The organism is Nocardia pseudovaccinii, assembly GCF_050942345.1.
Classification (GTDB): Bacteria; Actinomycetota; Actinomycetes; order Mycobacteriales; family Mycobacteriaceae; genus Nocardia; species Nocardia pseudovaccinii.
The window spans coordinates 3,223,333-3,240,587 of sequence record NZ_CP192074.1 but is presented as its reverse complement, the minus strand read 5'-3'; the positions used below and the strand labels follow the sequence as shown (position 1 = coordinate 3,240,587).

General features: G+C 65.9%; 17 protein-coding genes. 7 read left to right on the top strand and 10 right to left on the bottom strand.

Going from position 1 to position 17,255, the window contains the following annotated elements; genetic code table 11:
- Positions 1-35: 35 nt before the first annotated feature.
- The 4 genes from ACQPZ2_RS14425 to ACQPZ2_RS14410 form a co-directional block, all read right to left on the bottom strand.
- Positions 36-245 (bottom strand): ferredoxin, encoded by a 210-nt coding sequence (locus ACQPZ2_RS14425; protein ID WP_433525992.1) that lies wholly within the window; start codon positions 243-245, stop codon positions 36-38.
- A gap of 14 nt (positions 246-259) precedes the next feature.
- Positions 260-1,018 carry an SDR family NAD(P)-dependent oxidoreductase gene (locus ACQPZ2_RS14420; protein WP_433525991.1) on the bottom strand — a complete coding sequence of 253 codons (759 nt, stop codon included), beginning with the start codon at positions 1,016-1,018 and terminating at the stop codon, positions 260-262.
- 28 nt (positions 1,019-1,046) lie between these two features.
- Positions 1,047-2,315, bottom strand: a complete 1,269-nt coding sequence (locus ACQPZ2_RS14415) for a cytochrome P450 (RefSeq protein WP_433525990.1) — start codon at positions 2,313-2,315, stop codon at positions 1,047-1,049.
- A 185-nt stretch (positions 2,316-2,500) separates the two neighbouring features.
- The gene (locus ACQPZ2_RS14410) at positions 2,501-3,100 is read right to left on the bottom strand and encodes a TetR/AcrR family transcriptional regulator (RefSeq protein ID WP_433525989.1); all 600 of its coding nucleotides are present in this window, start codon (positions 3,098-3,100) and stop codon (positions 2,501-2,503) included.
- 179 nt (positions 3,101-3,279) lie between these two features.
- Between ACQPZ2_RS14410 and ACQPZ2_RS14405 the strand changes: the two genes are divergently transcribed.
- A complete protein-coding gene (locus ACQPZ2_RS14405; protein WP_433525988.1) occupies positions 3,280-3,924 on the top strand; it encodes a maleylpyruvate isomerase family mycothiol-dependent enzyme in 645 nt (214 codons plus the stop codon).
- On the opposite strand, the gene ACQPZ2_RS14400 is transcribed toward ACQPZ2_RS14405, so the two are convergent.
- Genes ACQPZ2_RS14400 through ACQPZ2_RS14375 form a run of 6 tightly spaced genes read right to left on the bottom strand, consistent with a single transcriptional unit; the run spans position 3,921 to position 10,728 of the window.
- Entirely contained in the window at positions 3,921-5,477 is a 1,557-nt protein-coding gene (locus tag ACQPZ2_RS14400) for an MFS transporter (protein WP_433525987.1), read from the bottom strand. The genes ACQPZ2_RS14405 and ACQPZ2_RS14400 overlap by 4 nt on opposite strands.
- 9 nt (positions 5,478-5,486) lie before the next feature.
- On the bottom strand, positions 5,487-6,323 hold the full coding sequence (locus ACQPZ2_RS14395; protein ID WP_433525986.1) for a mycofactocin-coupled SDR family oxidoreductase: 837 nt from the start codon (positions 6,321-6,323) through the stop codon (positions 5,487-5,489).
- 5 nt (positions 6,324-6,328) lie between these two features.
- Entirely contained in the window at positions 6,329-7,009 is a 681-nt protein-coding gene (locus ACQPZ2_RS14390; RefSeq protein WP_433525985.1) for an SRPBCC family protein, read from the bottom strand.
- On the bottom strand, positions 7,006-7,491 hold the full coding sequence (locus ACQPZ2_RS14385; protein ID WP_433525984.1) for a (2Fe-2S)-binding protein: 486 nt from the start codon (positions 7,489-7,491) through the stop codon (positions 7,006-7,008). The genes ACQPZ2_RS14390 and ACQPZ2_RS14385 overlap by 4 nt, the downstream gene beginning before the upstream one ends.
- The gene (locus ACQPZ2_RS14380) at positions 7,484-8,359 is read right to left on the bottom strand and encodes an FAD binding domain-containing protein (protein WP_433525983.1); all 876 of its coding nucleotides are present in this window, start codon (positions 8,357-8,359) and stop codon (positions 7,484-7,486) included. Before ACQPZ2_RS14380 ends, ACQPZ2_RS14385 begins: the two co-directional genes overlap by 8 nt.
- Positions 8,356-10,728, bottom strand: coding sequence for a xanthine dehydrogenase family protein molybdopterin-binding subunit (locus ACQPZ2_RS14375; RefSeq protein WP_433525982.1), 2,373 nt, complete (start codon positions 10,726-10,728; stop codon positions 8,356-8,358). The genes ACQPZ2_RS14380 and ACQPZ2_RS14375 overlap by 4 nt, the downstream gene beginning before the upstream one ends.
- Positions 10,729-11,049: 321 nt before the next feature.
- Between ACQPZ2_RS14375 and ACQPZ2_RS14370 the strand changes: the two genes are divergently transcribed.
- From ACQPZ2_RS14370 to ACQPZ2_RS14345, 6 genes are all read left to right on the top strand, one after another.
- Positions 11,050-12,123, top strand: coding sequence for an XdhC family protein (locus ACQPZ2_RS14370; protein WP_433525981.1), 1,074 nt, complete (start codon positions 11,050-11,052; stop codon positions 12,121-12,123).
- A gap of 35 nt (positions 12,124-12,158) precedes the next feature.
- The gene (locus tag ACQPZ2_RS14365; RefSeq protein WP_433525980.1) at positions 12,159-12,875 is read left to right on the top strand and encodes a TetR family transcriptional regulator; all 717 of its coding nucleotides are present in this window, start codon (positions 12,159-12,161) and stop codon (positions 12,873-12,875) included.
- A 361-nt stretch (positions 12,876-13,236) separates the two neighbouring features.
- A complete protein-coding gene (locus ACQPZ2_RS14360; RefSeq protein ID WP_433527422.1) occupies positions 13,237-13,581 on the top strand; it encodes a 2Fe-2S iron-sulfur cluster-binding protein in 345 nt (114 codons plus the stop codon).
- A 22-nt stretch (positions 13,582-13,603) separates the two neighbouring features.
- A complete protein-coding gene (locus ACQPZ2_RS14355; protein ID WP_433525979.1) occupies positions 13,604-14,899 on the top strand; it encodes a cytochrome P450 in 1,296 nt (431 codons plus the stop codon).
- Positions 14,900-14,918: 19 nt separating this feature from the next.
- On the top strand, positions 14,919-16,220 hold the full coding sequence (locus ACQPZ2_RS14350; RefSeq protein ID WP_433525978.1) for an MlaD family protein: 1,302 nt from the start codon (positions 14,919-14,921) through the stop codon (positions 16,218-16,220).
- Positions 16,217-17,254, top strand: a complete 1,038-nt coding sequence (locus ACQPZ2_RS14345; protein WP_433525977.1) for an MCE family protein — start codon at positions 16,217-16,219, stop codon at positions 17,252-17,254. Before ACQPZ2_RS14350 ends, ACQPZ2_RS14345 begins: the two co-directional genes overlap by 4 nt.
- The last annotated feature ends 1 nt before the right edge of the window (position 17,255 follow it).

Genomic DNA, 17,255 nt, shown 5'->3' with positions numbered 1-17,255 from the left:
ACTTGTCCGAGCCTACCGGACGATGATTCGGCCTCCTACTCCTGATCGGCTATGTCGTCGAATGCCGTAATGGCAAGTGTCGGACAGGAAGCCACCGCCGCTCGGATGTCCGGCCAGGCCTTGTCATCGGGTGCCGGATCGATGACTCGGGACAGGTCGTCGTCACCGACTTCGAACACGGTCGGCGCGATGGCCGCGCACAACGCGTGCCCTTCGCATTTCTGCGGATCGACAGATATTTTCATACATATCTCCATGTTCAGACGTACAAGCCGCCGTTTACGCCGATGAGTTGCCCGGTAATGAAACCGGCCTGATCGGAGCACAGGAATTCACACGCGGCTGCCACATCCTCGGCGGTCCCGGCGCGGCGTACCGGCGTCACCGCGGCAATGGCAGCCAAACCGGGGAACCAGCCCGCTTTCGTCGCCTGGTGTGCCATGGGTGTGTCGATGATGGACGGCGGAATCGAGTTCACCGTAATGCCTTTCGGCGCCAACTCCGCGGACAACGCCTTCGTCAAGGCGATCACGCCACCCTTGGAAGCAATATAGTGAGCCATATTGGCCGCACCGGATTGGGCGCTGGACGACGATATCGTGACAATCCGCCCCCAACCCGCCGCGATCATATCCGGAACGACGGATTGAATGCACGCGAAGGTGCCGGTGAGATTTACCGCGATGATCCTCTCCCACTGCGTTCTCGTGATGTCGGTAACCGGGGTATGCTCCTGAACACCGGCGCTGGTGACCATTATCTGCACCGGACCGAATTCTTTGCGGACGCTCCCGATCGCCTCGGTGACCGAATTTTCGTCGGCGACGTCCACCGCGTAGGTCAACGCCTCGATACCGACAAACCGCAATTCCGCGGCGACCTCACCGAGCGCCTCGGCATCGCGGTCGAACAAAGCCATTCGGTGCGGGCCTCGGGCCAATTGCCGGGCTACTGCCGCCCCGATTCCGGACCCAGCTCCGGTCACAATGGCGACTCGCTTCGCGGTGTCCTGTGTCATCACTGCTCCTCACCGATGCGAAATGCGATCAACCGACCGGGGTGAATTCCACATGCAATGCGCTGAGCCCACGCAATATGTATGTCGGTTCAAATGTGTAGCGCCGGGCGTCGGCTGGGCCGTGCTCGGATTCGGAAATCCTGATATCGCGCCAGCGCTGCAGGATCCGCTCGAAGCTGATGCGCGTCTCCATGCGGGCGAGCGGGCCGCCGGGGCAGGTGTGGATGCCGCGGGCGAACGCGATGTGCTCGCGCGCGTTCGCACGGTCGTAACGGAACTCGTGCGGATCCTCGAACCGGCTCGGTTCCCGGTTGGCGGCACCGGGCGCCACCATGACCATGGTGCCCGCCGGAAGGTCGACGCCGCCGAGTTTCGTTGTCCTGCGGGCCAATCGGAAATCGCATTTGACCGGGGCCTCCATGCGCAGGCACTCCTCGACGAAACCCGGCATGGCCGAACTGTCCTCCCGCAATATCTGCTGCAGGTCCGGCCGTTCGGCGAGTATGCGCAGACCGGATGTCATCAGCTTGGCGGTGGTTTCCTGACCGGCGGCGAACAGGAAGGCGGCCAAATGGACGAGTTCGTCGACGGCAGGCAGTGCGCCGTCCGGGAATTTCGCAGAGGCCAAGGCGGTCAGCACGTCACCACTCGGTTTGCGGCGGCGCTCCTCGATGTAGGACGTGAAGCGGTCGGCGAGAAATTCGAGCGGATTGCCTATCAAGGCTTCGCTTTGGACGGCACCCGGCGGTGTCTGCGAAGCGAGTGCCTGCCGAAAGTCCGGATAGTCGCGTTCGGGCACACCGAGCAGATTCGCGATCACCAGCATGGCGAGCGGCTGTGCGTATTCACGCAGGAATTCGAGCTCGGAGCGGGTGTCGAACTCGTCGAGCAGCTGATCGGCCTGCCGCCACATGAATTCCTCGTTCTCCTTCAGCCGCCGCGGCGTGAACAGGGTTTTCAGCAGGTCGCGTTGCGCGGTGTGCTCGGGCTGATCGAAGGTCACCATGTGTTCGTGCAGCGGGAATTTCTCCCGATGCTGTTCGATCAGCGGCCCGATATCGTCACCGGCGGGTTCGAATGGCAGCGGCGGGAAGGGCCCCGTCGGCGCGACGCAACTCGAGAACACCTGATGGTTGCGATACACCTCCACCGCCTCGTCGTAGCCGGTCACCGCGACGACACCGTGGTGCGGCTCGCGAAAGACCGGACATTGCGCACGCAACGCGTCGAAGTAGGGGTGCGGATCGACAACGGTCGACATGTCGGTGAAGAAATCGATTTCGTCGGACATGCTCACGGCAGGCTCCTAGCGAGAAAGAGCACCGCACAGCCCACCAGCGATCACGGGAGGATATCCCCGCCGGTCGACGCCATGCTAACCAAGTGCTCAGCATTTGTTGCTGAGCACATGCTTAGCACGCGTGGCCGAGGCCGGTCAAGGCATGCGCATGCGCGCTGCCGTCAGCGATCAGGTTGCGGGGGTTACTCGGGTTCGACGGGCAGCGGGCCGAACCGGTCCAGCTGCCGTTCGACGAACTCCGTCATCGCCGCGTGTGCGCTCGTCATCCCGAACCCGTTCTCCAGGACCATGGTTCGAGACACACTCGCCATCACGAACGCCACCACGGCGGCGGGCCACTCGGCGGAATCGACCCCGTAGCGTTCGAGCAACTTCTCCATCGCCGCGACTTCGGCCTCCCGGAAGCGGCTCGAATAATCGGCAAGCGCTGCGCGAACCACCTTTCGATGGTTGGCCAGCGCGACGAACTCCGTCGTCAGCGCACCACTGGCCGCCGCCTCGAGGTTGAACTGCCACAGCGCGCGCAACGGATCCGGCGACTGCAGTGCGGCCGCCTGGCGCTTCAACCCCTCTTCGGCGCGCCGCTGGAAAACCGCGAGGAACAGGTCGTCCATCGTGCGGAAGTAGTAGTAGACGAGCTGATACTTCAGTCCGGCCTTGCGCGCGACGCTGCGCGAACTCACTGCGGCATAACCTTCTTCGAGCATCAACTGCTCGGCCGCATCCAGCAGCACGGCACGATTCTTCGCATCGGGCGTACCGATCCTCCTCGGCGATGCCATCACAACAACCTCCATAACCCTTGTCATCGACCCGATGTCGACCTCGCCCGCAAGTGTTGACCACGACCTGTCCCACATGCTAACCATATGCTCAGCATTTCGCGCTGAGCACATGCTTAGCGCGGGCCCGGTCGGCGGTGGTCACCGTACGCGCGGCAAGCCCCGAATCGAGGTAGACGATGAGCGAGGCCGATGCGACGGAGCTCTTCGCCGCCGTCGCGGACGAGCGGCGGCGAATCGCGGATCTGCTCGACGAGTTGGACGACGCACAGTTGGCGACGCCGAGTCTCTGCGCGGGATGGGATATCAAGACGGTGGCCGCACACCTGGTCAGTGTGCTCGCCGACAGTTTCTGGACGTTCCAATGGCGGACAGTGCGCCACCGGAGTCTGGCCGCTGGGATCGATGCGCTGGCGCGACGTCGCGCTCGGCAACCGGCCGCGGAGATCGCCGACACACTGCGTCGCTGTGCCGATCGCCCCATCAGCCCGCCACTGTTCGGGCCACTCGACCCGCTGGCCGACATCGTGGTGCACAGCGGCGACATCAGGATCCCACTCGGCCTGCCCTTCGCTCCGGACCGGTGGCGGGCCGGTCTGGCGCTCGACTTCCTGACCGCACCCTGGCGGATCGGCTTCGTGCCATTGGGTCGACTGCGTGGAATTCGCCTGTGCACCAACGATATCGATCGGACGTGGGGGCACGGAGCCGAGGTTCGTGGGTCGGCGGCAGCGTTGCTGATGAGCGTGGGTGGCCGCACCGCACTCATGCATGAGCTGGACGGCCCCGGCCTGCCACTGCTGCGCCACCGGTTGTCCGGCTAGTCGGGTTCGGCCACCTGTGTGGCGCTCGGTGCGGCGGTGGGCGGGGTTCGGCCGACGCGCCGACCGGGGGCCCATAAACCGATGGCGAGGGCGGCGGCCAAGGTCAGTGCGCCGAGGATCGCCGCTGCTTGGCGGACGCCGTGGACGAACGCCGCCTTGGCCGCGTCGGCGAGCGGTTGGGCTTGCGGGCCCAGATGCTCGGCCACCGCCAGCGCCCCGACCAGTGAGCCGGAGACCGGACCGCGTAGCTGTTGCGGGAGCATCGGCAGGATCGCCCCGATCTGGTGGCTGTAACCCGCGGCGAGAATGCTTCCGGCCAAGGCTATTCCGATCGCGGCGCCGACCTCGCGCGATACGTCGTTCACGGCCGCCGCGATGCCGTGCTGATCGGCAGGCACACCCGCCATGATCGCGGCCGTTGCCGGCGCCGCCGACAGGCTGATGCCGAGACTGACGATCAGCAGCGGCCAGACGACATCGAAATAGGTGCCATCGACCGACAATCGGGCGACCGCCAGGAGCCCTACGCCCAATAGCGCGAGGCCGCACAGGGTTTGCAACCGCAATCCGAATCGCTCGGCGAGCCACGGCGAGATCGGCGAGATGGTCACGAAGGGAATCATCATCGGCGCCATGGCCAAGGCCGAGATCAGCGGACGGTAGCCGAGGATCAGCTGCAGGAACTGCACGACAAGCATGAACATGCCGAACGAGACCAGGAACTGGATCGCGACGGAGGCGGTCCCGGTGCCGAATCGACGATCGGCGAACAACCGGACGTCGAGCAGCGGATGCGCCACTCGCAATTCGATCAGCGCGAATGCCGCGAGCGACACGATGCCACCGATGGCGGCACCGATCACCAACGGATGCGACCAGCCGAGCTGCGGCGTCTCGGTGGCCGCCGCCACGATCATGCCGACGCCGATTGCCGAGGTCACCGTGCCCCACGGGTCGAAACCGGGCCGTGCCGACGCGATCGATTCGGGGATGACGCATCCGGTGGCGGCAAGCAGCGCGCTGCACGCGCTCATCGCCGCCATGATCGAAAGCCAGGTCCAGAACTGCAACAGCAGGCCGGAGACGAGGATCCCGCCCACCGCGCCCATACCCACGGAACCGGCCCACATCCCGACGGCGACGCCGCGCCTGCTCTCCGGCAATCCGGCGGTGAGCAGCGACAGCGTCGACGGCATCACCAGTGCGGCGCCGAACCCGGCCGCCGAACGAGCCGCGATCAGCCAGATCGGACCGTCGAACAGCAGCGGCACAGCGGAAAACAGTGCGAACACCCCGAGCCCGATAAGCAGCATCCTGCGGCGTCCGTACCGGTCCCCCAATGCGCCGCCGGGCAGCACCAGACAGGCCAGTGCGAGGGTGTAGCCGTCCACGATCCAGGTCAGCTGCTGCTGGGTGGCGCCGGTGGCCGCGGCGATCTCGGGCAACGCGGTGTAGAGCGCCGCCATCGAAGCGACGACCAGCGCCACCGCGGCACAGGACAGCATCAGCGCCCACCGCTGCATGACGGACAACCGTATCGCGGTGGAATCCATGTCCTGCCCCTACTTGAGCATCATGCCGCCGTCGACCGGTAATGCCACCCCGGTGATGTAGCGGGCCTCGTCGGACGCCAGGAACAGCACGGCGTTGCTGATATCTTCCGGCTCCACCCAGGCGATCGGCAATACGTGGAACATCTGCGCGACAGGGATGAAGTCGTCGACGGTCGGATTCTCCAGATCCGGTCGGAACATGCGGAAGGTGGGCTCGTTGAGCAGCATCGGCGTCGCCACATTCGTGGGGCAGATCGCGTTGACGCGAATGCTCTTGTCCCCCAACTCCATTGCCAGCGAGCGCATGATGCCGATGACACCGTGCTTGGCGGCGGCGTAGTGGCCGATATTCGGAACGGCGCGCAGGCCGCCGATCGAACTGGTGAGCAGGATCGACCCGCCGCGACCGCCCGCGACAATGTGCGGCACCGAGACCCGCGTGGTCATCCAGACACCGGTCATATTGACGTCGATCATGTCGCGCCAGGTCTGTTCGCTCATTTTGTCCATCGCATCGCCATCGCTGGCCAACCCGGCATTGGCCACCACGATGTCCAGGCGACCGAGTTGTGCGACGCCGTCGTCGACCACGGCCTGCATGGTCTCCAGATCGCGCACATCGGCCTCGACGGCGATGATGCGCCGACCCGTCGCCTCGACCAGTGCGACCGTTTCGGCCAGGTCATCCGGTGTCGACATCGGAATGGTGACACCGTCGAGCTGCTTACAGACATCCACGGCGATGATGTCGGCGCCCTCCTGCGCCAGTTTCACCGCATGGCTGCGCCCCTGACCGCGCGCTGCACCCGTGATGAAGGCGACCTTGCCCTCTACTCGTCCGGTCATCGGTATCACTCCCTGGGTTCATGGCCGTCGGCCCGGTGCCGACGGCGAAGCAAAAGCAGAACGGTCGCCAGCACGGCGGCAACGGCTATCGCGCCGTAGCGCGCCGCACCGCTCATGCCGCTGGCGGCGAGCAGGTCGATCGGCGCGGCTGATGCGCGCGGCTCGGCGACGGCGGCGTACTCTGCGCTCGACGCGTGCTCGACTTCCCCATCGGCGGAAGCGGATTCGGGCTCGGTGTGCGCACCGGCGGTGATCTCCGCCGCGAGGTTGGTGGCAAACGTTCCGATGAGGGTGCCCGCGACCTCGGCGAGGGCGCCGCGCCCGAACTGGGCCGGTTTGCCGGTGATCGCCAAGTCGGTATCGACGAAAACATCTGTCACGCCATCGGATTCGACGAGTCGGCAGGTGATCATCGCCTTCGCGGTGCCGTTGCCGCGCGCCTCTCGCCCGCCGCCCTCTAGCACCGCGATCCCGGCCGCCTCGTCCTGAGAAGCGATCTTGATGGTGCCGGTATAGGACAGCGTGACCGGACCGAGTTTGACCTTGATCTTGCCGAGGTAGTCGTCGCCGTCGCGCCCGGTGATGGCGGCTCCGGGGACACAGGGCGCGATCCGCTCCAAGTCGAGCAGCACCCGCCAGGCTTGTGCGGCGGGGGCGGGAATGCTGAAGGTGTTCTCGAATTTCATGCGGACTCCTTGGCGATCGATTCCGCCGCCGCACGAACGGCTTTCACAATCCCCTGATACCCCGTGCAGCGACATACATTGCCGGACAGCGCTTCTCGGATCTCATCGTCGGACGGGTCGGGACTCTCGTGCAGGAAGGCGGTCACACTCGTGATGAAACCCGGTGTGCAGAAACCGCATTGGAGCCCATGACAGTCTCGGAATGCGGCCTGCACCGGGGATAGTCGGCCGTCCGGCGATGCGATCCCCTCAACGGTCGTCACCTCCGCACCGTCGGCCTGCACGGCCAGGACCAGGCAGCCACGCACCGCCTGGCCGTCCAGCAATACCGTGCACGCACCGCACACCCCGTGCTCGCAACCCAGGTGGGTCCCGGTCAGCCCGCATATTTCGCGCAGGTAGTCCGCCAGCGTCAGGCGAGGTGGCACCCGATGGCGCCGGGCACGCCCATTGACCCGCACCTCGATATCGATGTCAGTCATTACTCGCCTCCTCAACAGCGCGACGCCAAGCGCGCGCCACCATCACCGCCGCGACCCGTTTGCGATAATCGGCCGCGCCGTGCAGATCGGACGGCACCGCGGCCAACGGTTCCGTCGCCGCATGTCCGACCTCTTCGGGAGCGACATCGGCGATGTCGCGTCCGATCAGTTCCGCCTCGAGGGCGGTGACCCTGGTCGGGGTGGGTCCGAGTCCGAAAAGACCGATACCGCACCGGTCTATGCGGGAGTCGGCGTCGAGGCCGACGGCCACGACAGCACCCGCCAATGCGAAATCGCCACTGCGGCGGGCGAATTCCTCGATCGCGAAACCGCACCGGCCGCGTCGCGCCGGAAAGACGATCCCGGTCAACAGTTCATCGGCGGCCAGTTCCGTGCTCCACATCCCGGTGAAGAAATCCGACGCGGGCAGTGTGCGGCGCCCGCGCGGCGACTCCGCCTCGATTCGCGCGTCGAGAACCATGGCCACCGCCGGATATTCGGCCGCGGCATCGGCGTGCGCGATCGAGCCGCCTATCGTGCCCCGGTTGCGGATCTGGGGATGACCGATCAGCGGAGTCGCCCGTGCCAGCAGTGGCACCGCCTGATTGATCTCCGCCGACCGGCCGACCGCGGTGTGGGTGGTCCCCGCCCCGATCCACACCGAGTCGGCGCGCGACTCGATACCGCGCAGTTTATCGATGCGGCGCACGTCGACCAGATGCTCGGGGACCGCCAACCGCAATGCCAGCATCGGCACCAGACTCTGCCCACCGGCGATGAGCTTCGCATCGTCACCGAGTTCGGCGAGCAGCTCGACGGCCGCGATGGTGGAGATCGGCGCGTGATATTCGAACGGCGCGGGTTTCATGCCTGCACCGTCCCGGTTAGATCGGCGCGCGCCCGGTCCACCAGTGCGACGATCGCGGCGGGCGAGAGCGGCAGGTGGGCGAGCTCCACGCCGAACGGTGCGAGGGCATCGATCACGGCATTGATCACCGCGGGCGCGGACCCGATGGCGCCGCCCTCGCCGACCCCCTTGAAACCGCCCGGACCTGGGCTCGGTGTCTCGACATGTCCGACCTCGATGACCGGCACCTCGGTCGCGGTGGGCAGCAGGTAGTCCATGAAGGTCGTGCTGATCGGATTCCCGCTCTCGTCGTAGGCCAGGTGCTCGTACAGCGCGCCGCCGATGCCCTGGACGGTGCCGCCGAAGATCTGGCCCTCCACCACATCCGGGTTGATCATCGGTCCGCAGTCCTCGCTGACGATGTAGCGCAGCAATGTCACCGCACCCGTTTCTATGTCGACCTCGCAGGTGCACACATGGGTCGCGTTGGCCCAGATCATCATGTGCGGCGTCCGATATCGGCCGCTGGCCTCCAAGCCCGCGGGCACTCCCGGCGGCAGGTCGTATCCGTTGAAGTAGGCGATATCCGCTATCTCGGCCAGCGTCATCGCCGCATCGGGCACGCCACGGACCTGCGCCCATCCACGCGTCAACTCCACCTCCTCGACGGGCACGCCCAGCTTGTGCGCGGCGATCGCCACCATCCGCTCACGCAGTACGGCGGCCGTCTCCGCGATCGCACCGGCCAGCATGGAACCCGACCGGCTGCCGCCGGTGCCGCCGCCGAACGGTGTCAGTGCGGTATCACCTTGAATCGTGTGGACATCGGCGATGTCCACACCGAGCGCATCGGCGGTCAGCTGAACCACGGTGGTCTCCAGACTGTTTCCCGACGATCCGCCCGACACATACACATTGACCTTCCCGGAGGGTTCGATCCGAATGGTCGCGCCTTCGGTACTGTGCAGCGGCGTGCCGCCGGTGGTCGGTTCGAGGTAGGTACAGGTGCCGACCCCGAGGTACCGGCCGTCGGCCCGGGCGCGCAACTGCTGGTCACGGAAGGCGTCGTAGTCGAGCATGGCCAGTGCCTGCTCGAACGTCTCGGACGGCGACACATCGGAATACGGCATGCCATTGGGGTTGAACGTCGGAAACTCGTCCTGTCGCAACATATTTCGGCGTCTCAGTGCCACCGGATCCATCCCCATCCGGCGCGCCGCGGTATCCAGCAGCACCTCGCGAGCCACCGACTCGAACTGCCAGGGACCGCGATAGGCGACACGCCCCACGGTGTTCGAATACATAAGCCGCACATCGAATGTCGCGGCAGGCACCCGGTACGGTCCCGGGAACAGCATCCCGACCGGGATGGCGGCCGTCAACGGTGACGGTGTCGGATACGCGCCGACATTCTGCACGTAGTCGATGGCGGCGGCGAGGATGGTGCCGTCCGCATCGAAGGCCATTCGGGCATCACCGTGTTCGTGCCGCGCCATGCCGCCCGCCATCAGGTTTTCCTGCCGGTCCTCGATCCATTTCAGCGCCACCGGCAGCTTGCGGGCGGCCAGCACGATGCAGACGTCCTCGCGCAACGGCGCGGCCTTCAGCCCGAAGCCGCCGCCGGTATCGCGCATGATGACGCGCACCGAATGTTCGGCGATGCCGAGCAGTCGCGCGCAGAAGCCGCGGATCTCGTGCGGCACCTGGGTGGATGCCCAGACCGTCAGCTCCCCGCTGGGAGCCCACCATTCCGCGATCAAACCCCGCGTCTCGATCGGCACCGGCGCGTACGCCTGCTGAAAGATCTGCTGCCGCACCACATGGGCCGCAGAGTCGAAGATCGGGTCGAGCTCGGCCGCGGGACGCCCACTCAGCGCGCCGGCCAGGTTGCCCGGGCACTGCGCATGCACCAGCTCGGTGGTTTCGTGTGCCGTGCGATAGTCGACGACCGGCTCGAGCGGTTCGTAGTCGACGACCACCAACTCGACCGCGTCCTCGGCCACATACCGATCGATGGCGACCACCAGGGCGACCGGATCACCGACGAACCGCACCTCGCCCTCGGCCAGCGGCGGCCGCGGCACCGGCGGCAGTCCGGGAGCGTCCAGCGAGTACGAGAACTGGTGCACTTCAGGATTCAGGTCGGCCGCCGTGAACACGGCATACACTCCGTCGAGCGCCGTGGCCTCCGCGGTATCGATGCCGACGATGCGACCACGCGGTATCGGACTTCGCACGAAGCAGGCGTGCAGCATGCCCGGCCGATGCACATCGTCGACGAAGCTGCCCGCGCCGGTCACCAACCGGAGGTCTTCGACCCTGGGCACCCGGGTGCCGACGAATCCGGTCGGCGGCGCTTCCGTCACCTGACGAATCCCGATATCTGTCATCAGGCGGGCCTCCCATTCACTGTGCGCAGCGTTTCCGCCACCACCGGGTAAATGGTGTCGGGAAACGCTCTGCCGGAAGAAATATGCACTAGGGCGATGAAAATCTGGGAGCAGGGAAAAAGGGCATCGCAATCCGTTCGAATCAACGCGATCCGGCACCCCTCGGAGCCGCTCATCGCTGCTGAGGAATTGTCTAGCACCGCTGCTATAACGGTGTCAAGAGTGTAATATGTCTTGACTGAGAATTATGATCTCCTGTTGGGCACTTATGATTCTTCCACCTGCACCTGCCATCGCGCAATGTCGTCGAGAGGGTCGATCATGCGGGAACTGACCGCGTCATTACTGCGCTGGCATGCGACCGGTGCGCACTACGCGATCGCGACCGTCGTCGGGGTGACCGGAAGCGCTCCCCGACCGGTCGGCGCCACGCTCGCCGTCGACGCCGCCGGGACCGTCCTCGGCAGCATCTCGGGCGGCTGCGTCGAGGCCGCAGCATACGAACTGTGCCGACAAGTGCTGCGATCGGGCACGCCGACGCGCGCGAGCTTCGGCTACGACGACTCCGACGCCTTCGCGGTCGGTCTGACCTGTGGCGGCACCATGGATGTTTTCATCCATCGGGTGCGTTCGGTCGACCATCCGATCATCGAAGCGGCGCTGCGCCCACCCGGCCCGGTAGCGCTGGTCCGCGATCTGAACAGCGGGGCCATGACCACGGTCGATCCGAGCCGCACTGTCGGGGCGGATTTGGACGACGCCGTCGTCGCAGAGGTCCGCGCCATGCTGGACATCGGCGCCACCGGTGTGCGCACGATCGGCTGCGACGCAGGGGAATCGACGTTTTTCGTCGAGTCCTTCGCGCCACCACCACGGATGATCGTCTGTGGGGCAACGGATTTCGCCGCGGCGGTGTGCCGGGTGGGCGGCCTGCTCGGCTATCGGGTCGCACTGTGCGACGCCCGCGCGGTATTCGCGACGCGAGATCGTTTTCCGGATGCCGACGAGGTCGTCGTCGGTTGGCCGCACCGATACCTCGCGGACACCCCGATCGACGCCAGAACCGTGGTGTGCGTCCTGACCCACGACCCGAAATTCGATATCCCACTGCTGGAGATCGCACTGCGCCTGCCGATCGCCTACGTGGGCGCGATGGGTTCGCGCCGTGCCGACGCCGAGCGCCGAACCCGGTTGCGCGCGGCCGGCCTCACCGATGCCGAGCTGGCCCGCCTGCACTCTCCCATCGGCCTGGACCTGGGTGGACGGACCGCCGCCGAGGCCGCGGTCGCCATCGGAGCCGAAATCGTCGCGGTCCGGCGCGGCGGATCGACCCGACCACTGCATACCACCGATCGGCCGATCCATCCCGCCGAAAGCGTTCCCTCGAGGCAGTAACACGGTTACCATGGTAACCGTGTTACAGTTCTCGCGTGAGTCGGACAGCAGCACGGATTCCGTCGAAGAAGATCATCAAAACCGTGCTCGCACTGCTACAGACCGATGGCTACGACGCCGTTCAGCTGCGCGAGGTAGCGCGGCGCGCCCATGTATCGCTCGCGACGGTTTACAAGCTGTTTCCCACCCGGGACGCGCTGATCATCGCCGCGGTCCACGAGTGGATGGCGACCAATACCTATCCCGACATCGCACCGCCCACCCCCGAGGAATCGATCGCGGACGGTGTGATTCGCGTGCTGCGGCATGTGTTCGAGCCGTGGGAGCGCAATCCGACGATGCTCGAGGCGTTCCACCGGGCCCACTCGGCCCCGGGCGGTGCGCGCCTGAGCGTCGACGGGTTCGCCGCCGTCCTACCGGTAGCCGGACAGATCCTCGACGGTGCCGATCCCGAGTACCTCGAGGACATCGGACTGATACTGACCAACGTGATCTACGCCCTGATCGCACGGGTCGCCGACAAGACCCTCGACATAGACGAGATCCTGCCGGTACTCGAGCGCACCGTGCGGCGCCTCACCGCGGACAACACCGACCAGGACCGGGCCGTTCGCGAGCGGCGCAGCGCCACCGACCAGCGGCAGCCATTGGTACTGGATCCATCGGTCACCGCACCTTTCGTACGGGAACGGCCCCTGGACACCGACGCGTCGACACAGGACGACGCCGCACATCGACCGAACGCGGGCTAGCACGCCCCGAGCACAGCCACACGGTCCGCCGGGTCGCCGCGACACCGCGGCCGGGCGACAGCGGGGGGTGGTATTTCTGATCGGAAATCCGATCGTTCAACAGAAATAGAATTAAGTTGGACGGGTGACCGGAATTTTCGGTTCCCGAATTCGATGCACCCTCCGATTATCATGCGGTGAAGGTGTATTCCAACGCGCCCGAAAAAGGAATCGGCAGCAGCGAAAAATATTTGCTCGCACCTATTGACCCGACCTGTGACCGCGCGCACAATCGTCGGCGTAGCAAATCGGATCGGAAACACTGATTCGATTTCGAGCAGCTTTTCTCCGCATGCGCTGCCGCCATAATCCCACGAAAGTGATTTCGCGATCGATGTTGATCCCGCACACTCCCGCGCCCGCCGAACCCGGGCTACCTCACAATGCGGTGGCAAATGGAATTGTGACAATTCACTTGGACGGTGCCACGACCGCACAGCCCGGCCGAGCCGGCGATACCGTGCTCGAAACCGCACGCCGGGCCGGGCTGACACCACCGTTTTCCTGCGAGGCAGGCAACTGCGGAACCTGTATGGCCACCCTCGTCGAGGGGCGGGTCGTGATGAAGGTGAACGACGCGCTGACCGACGACGACGTCGCGGCCGGTTACATCCTCACCTGCCAGGCCGTTCCCCAGACCACCTCGATCACCGTGCAGTACCCGTGATCTCACGACCCAGGAGCCGACGATGACCGATTTCGACACCATCGACTACTTCACCGATCCGGCACTCGTGCCCGATCCCTATCCGTATTTCGATCACCTGCGCGCCAAATGCCCGGTGACGCGGGAGCCGCACTACAACGTCCTCGCGGTCACCGGCTACGAGGAGGTCGCCCAGGTCATGCGCGACGCCGAGACCTTCTCCTCGTGCATCGCGGTGGGCGGGCCGTTCCCACCGCTGCCGTTCGAGCCCGAGGGCGACGACATCGACGCGCAGATCGAGGCGCACCGCACCCAGCTGCCCATGTACGAACACATGGTCACGATGGATCCCCCGGAGCACACCTATGCCAGGTCGGTGCTGAACCGGCTGTTGACACCCGCGCGGTTGAAGGAGAACGAGGAGTTCATGTGGCGGCTGGCCGACCGCCAGCTCGACGAATTCCTGGCCAACGGCCGCTCCGAATTCGTCGCCGAGTACGCGAAACCGTTCTCGCTCTTGGTGATCGCCGACCTGCTCGGCGTGCCGGAACAGGACCACCAGGAGTTCCGGGTCGTGCTCGGCGCCGAGCGGCCCGGCAGCCAGGTCGGTGCGCTGGACAAGGTGTCGGTCGGAACGAATCCCTTGGAGTGGCTGGACGAAAAGTTCAGTGGCTATATCAGCGATCGGCGGCGCGAGCCGCGCGACGATGTGCTGACCTCGCTGGCACTGGCGAAATATCCGGATGGGTCGACCCCCGAGGTCATCGACGTGGTCCGTTCGGCGACCTTCGTATTCGGTGCCGGACAGGAGACGACCGCCAAGCTGCTCGCCGCCGCCGTACGCGTACTCGGTGACGATCCGGAGCTGCAGCAGGCGCTGCGTGCCGATCGCAGCCGCATCCCGGTATTCATCGAGGAGACATTGCGCATGCACGCGCCGGTCAAGAGCGGCTTCCGGCTCGCGCGCCGGAACACCGAGGTCGGCGGGGTGGACGTACCGGCCGGATCCACGCTCATGGTCTGCCCCGGCGCGGCCAACCGTGACCCGAGCCGGTTCGAGAACCCGCATGAGTTCCGCATGGATCGCGCGAACTTCCGCGAGCACATGGCCTTCGGCCGTGGCGTGCACTCCTGCCCCGGCGGTCCGCTGGCGCGAGTGGAGGGTCGGGTATCGCTCGAACGCATCCTGGATCGGATGCTGGACATCACGATCGATGCCGATGAGCACGGTCCCGCCGACGACCGCCGCTACCGCTACGAACCCACCTACATCCTGCGTGGGCTCACCGATCTACATATCCGATTCACGCCACGAGACGCATCCGCGCCGCGAGAGTGAGTTGGATTTCGTGTCGATCATGTTCGAACCCGACGGCCGAGGCCCTTCCTCGGTTCGCCTGCTGGTGGCCGGTGTCTGCTGCATCGTCGTCATAGCGGCCGCCGCCACCGTGATGGTCGCGAATTCCCATGGGGCACTGCGCAAGACCGTGACGGTGACCGCCGTCATGGCCAATGTGGGCGATGGTCTGCCCACCAAGTCGGATGTGAAATTCCAAGGGGTTCGGGTCGGGTTCGTGACGGCGGTGACGCCGGCCGCCGAAACCGGCATGAACGATGTCCGCATCGAGCTGACTCCGCACTTCGCGCAGGCGATTCCGGGCACGGTGACCGCGCGGGTGGTGCCGAGCAACGTATTCGCGGTGCCCTCGGTGCAACTGGTCTACAACGGTGCGGCGGCGCCGCTGAGTTCAGGCGCCCGGATCAGCCAGGATCACAGCCTGGCGACCGTGCGCCTGCAGACCTCGCTCGATCAGCTGCGGCGAATCATCGCCGCGGTCGGTCGGGAGGACACCGACAACGCGGTCGGCATGTTGGCGACCCTCGCCGAAGCCACGGAGGGGCGCGGCGCCGGGATCGAGAATGCGGCGGCACGGCTGCGCGATATCGTCGTCGAACTGGACAAGGTCGTCTCAGTGAACGCGGCCCCTTCCACGCTCGACTCGCTCTCGGCCGCAATGCGCGAACTCCAGTCGACGGCACCGGATCTGCTCGATGCCATGCACCACGCGATAGTCCCGCTGCAGACGCTGGCAGAGCAGCGGGCGAAACTCGCCGCGCTGCTGGCCGGCGGCCTGTACACGCTCGGTACCGTCGGCACCGCACTCGACCACAACACCGACAAAATCATCGACGTCACCACGCACATATCACCGGCCCTCGGCGCACTCGGTGACGGTGCGAGCAAGTTTCCGCAGATCAGTACTTCGCTCACGCGAATGACCGGCCGATTCAACGAGTTGTGGAATCCGCAGACCCAACGGCTCAACGCGCGCGTCATTCTGCAGCTGACGCCCAACCGGCAGTACACCTCGGCGGACTGCCCCCGGTACGGCGAGCTGGCCGGTCCCAACTGCGCGAGCGGTCCGGCGACTCCCGCCCCGGCCGAGGGCTTGCCGCCCGGCTTCGATCCACGCCGCTTCCAGCCACCGAGCTCCCTGCTGACCAGTGATATCGGGCCGGTGGGCAGCGCCGCCGAACAGGAGCGGATCGCCGAAATCCTCGGCGGCGAACCCAATGCCGCCGCGGACATCCTGTTCGGTCCGCTCGCCCGCGGCGCCACCGTCGCGATCGCACCGGACCAGAACGGAGGCACCCGATGAGCTACCGCGGATCACTGGTCGTGCTGATCGCCTTCCTCGTCAGTTCGGCGCTGCTCAGCTGGTCGGTCGCCGTCACCCTCGAGCGTGGCATCAGCGGCCAGACCACCGGCTACTCAGCACTGTTCACCAACGTATCCGGCCTGCGCGTCGGCGATGACGTCCGGATGGCCGGGGTGCGGGTCGGCCGGGTGGAATCGGTCGAGTTGGCGGGCACGCTCGCGCGGGTCGGTTTCCGTATCCACAGCGATCAGGCGCTGACCGGGAACAGCACGGTATCTGTGACGTATCAGAACCTGATCGGGCAGCGCTATCTCGGTGTGGCCATGGGCGACCACGGCGACCCCACCGTATTGAAACCGGGCGCCGAAATCCCCGTCGACCACACCGAGCCGTCCTTCGATATCTCCAAGCTGCTCAACGGTTTCGAGCCGCTGTTCGGCACGCTGGACCGGACCGCGGTCGACAACATCACCGGTGCCCTGATCAAGGCATTGCAGGGCGACAGCGGCTCGGTCACCACGTTGATCGCCGAGACGACCCGGCTGGCGGAATCCTTCGCCGGGCCGGACGAGGTGCTCGGCCAGGTCATCTCGAATCTGGCCACCATCGTGGGCAACCTCGCCCAGCAGAGCGGGAATCTGACCACCGTGATCGACCGGACCCGATCGGTTTTCGAAGGCCTGCAACAGAATCGGCAGGCATTGTTCGATTCCGTGGACCGGATCGCGGTGGTGGTCGGCCGGGCCTCGCAGATCGTGGCCGCCGACCAGCCCACCCTCGTCGACTTCCTGAATCGGGAACCGGGATTCGCGCAGCACTTCCTGGACAACAAGGCGAAGTTCGAGTACCTCGGCTACAACCTGCCGATGATCCTCAAAGGGCTGGCCCGCATATCGCAGGAAGGCGGTTACATCGACGCCTACGTCTGCGATGTGACCCTGTCACTCGTCCCGGGTCTGACACCGCTGATTCCGCAAATAGTCGACGCGGTGACCCCCGGCGGGGTGGCCCAACACACCTCCAAGTGCAGGTGAG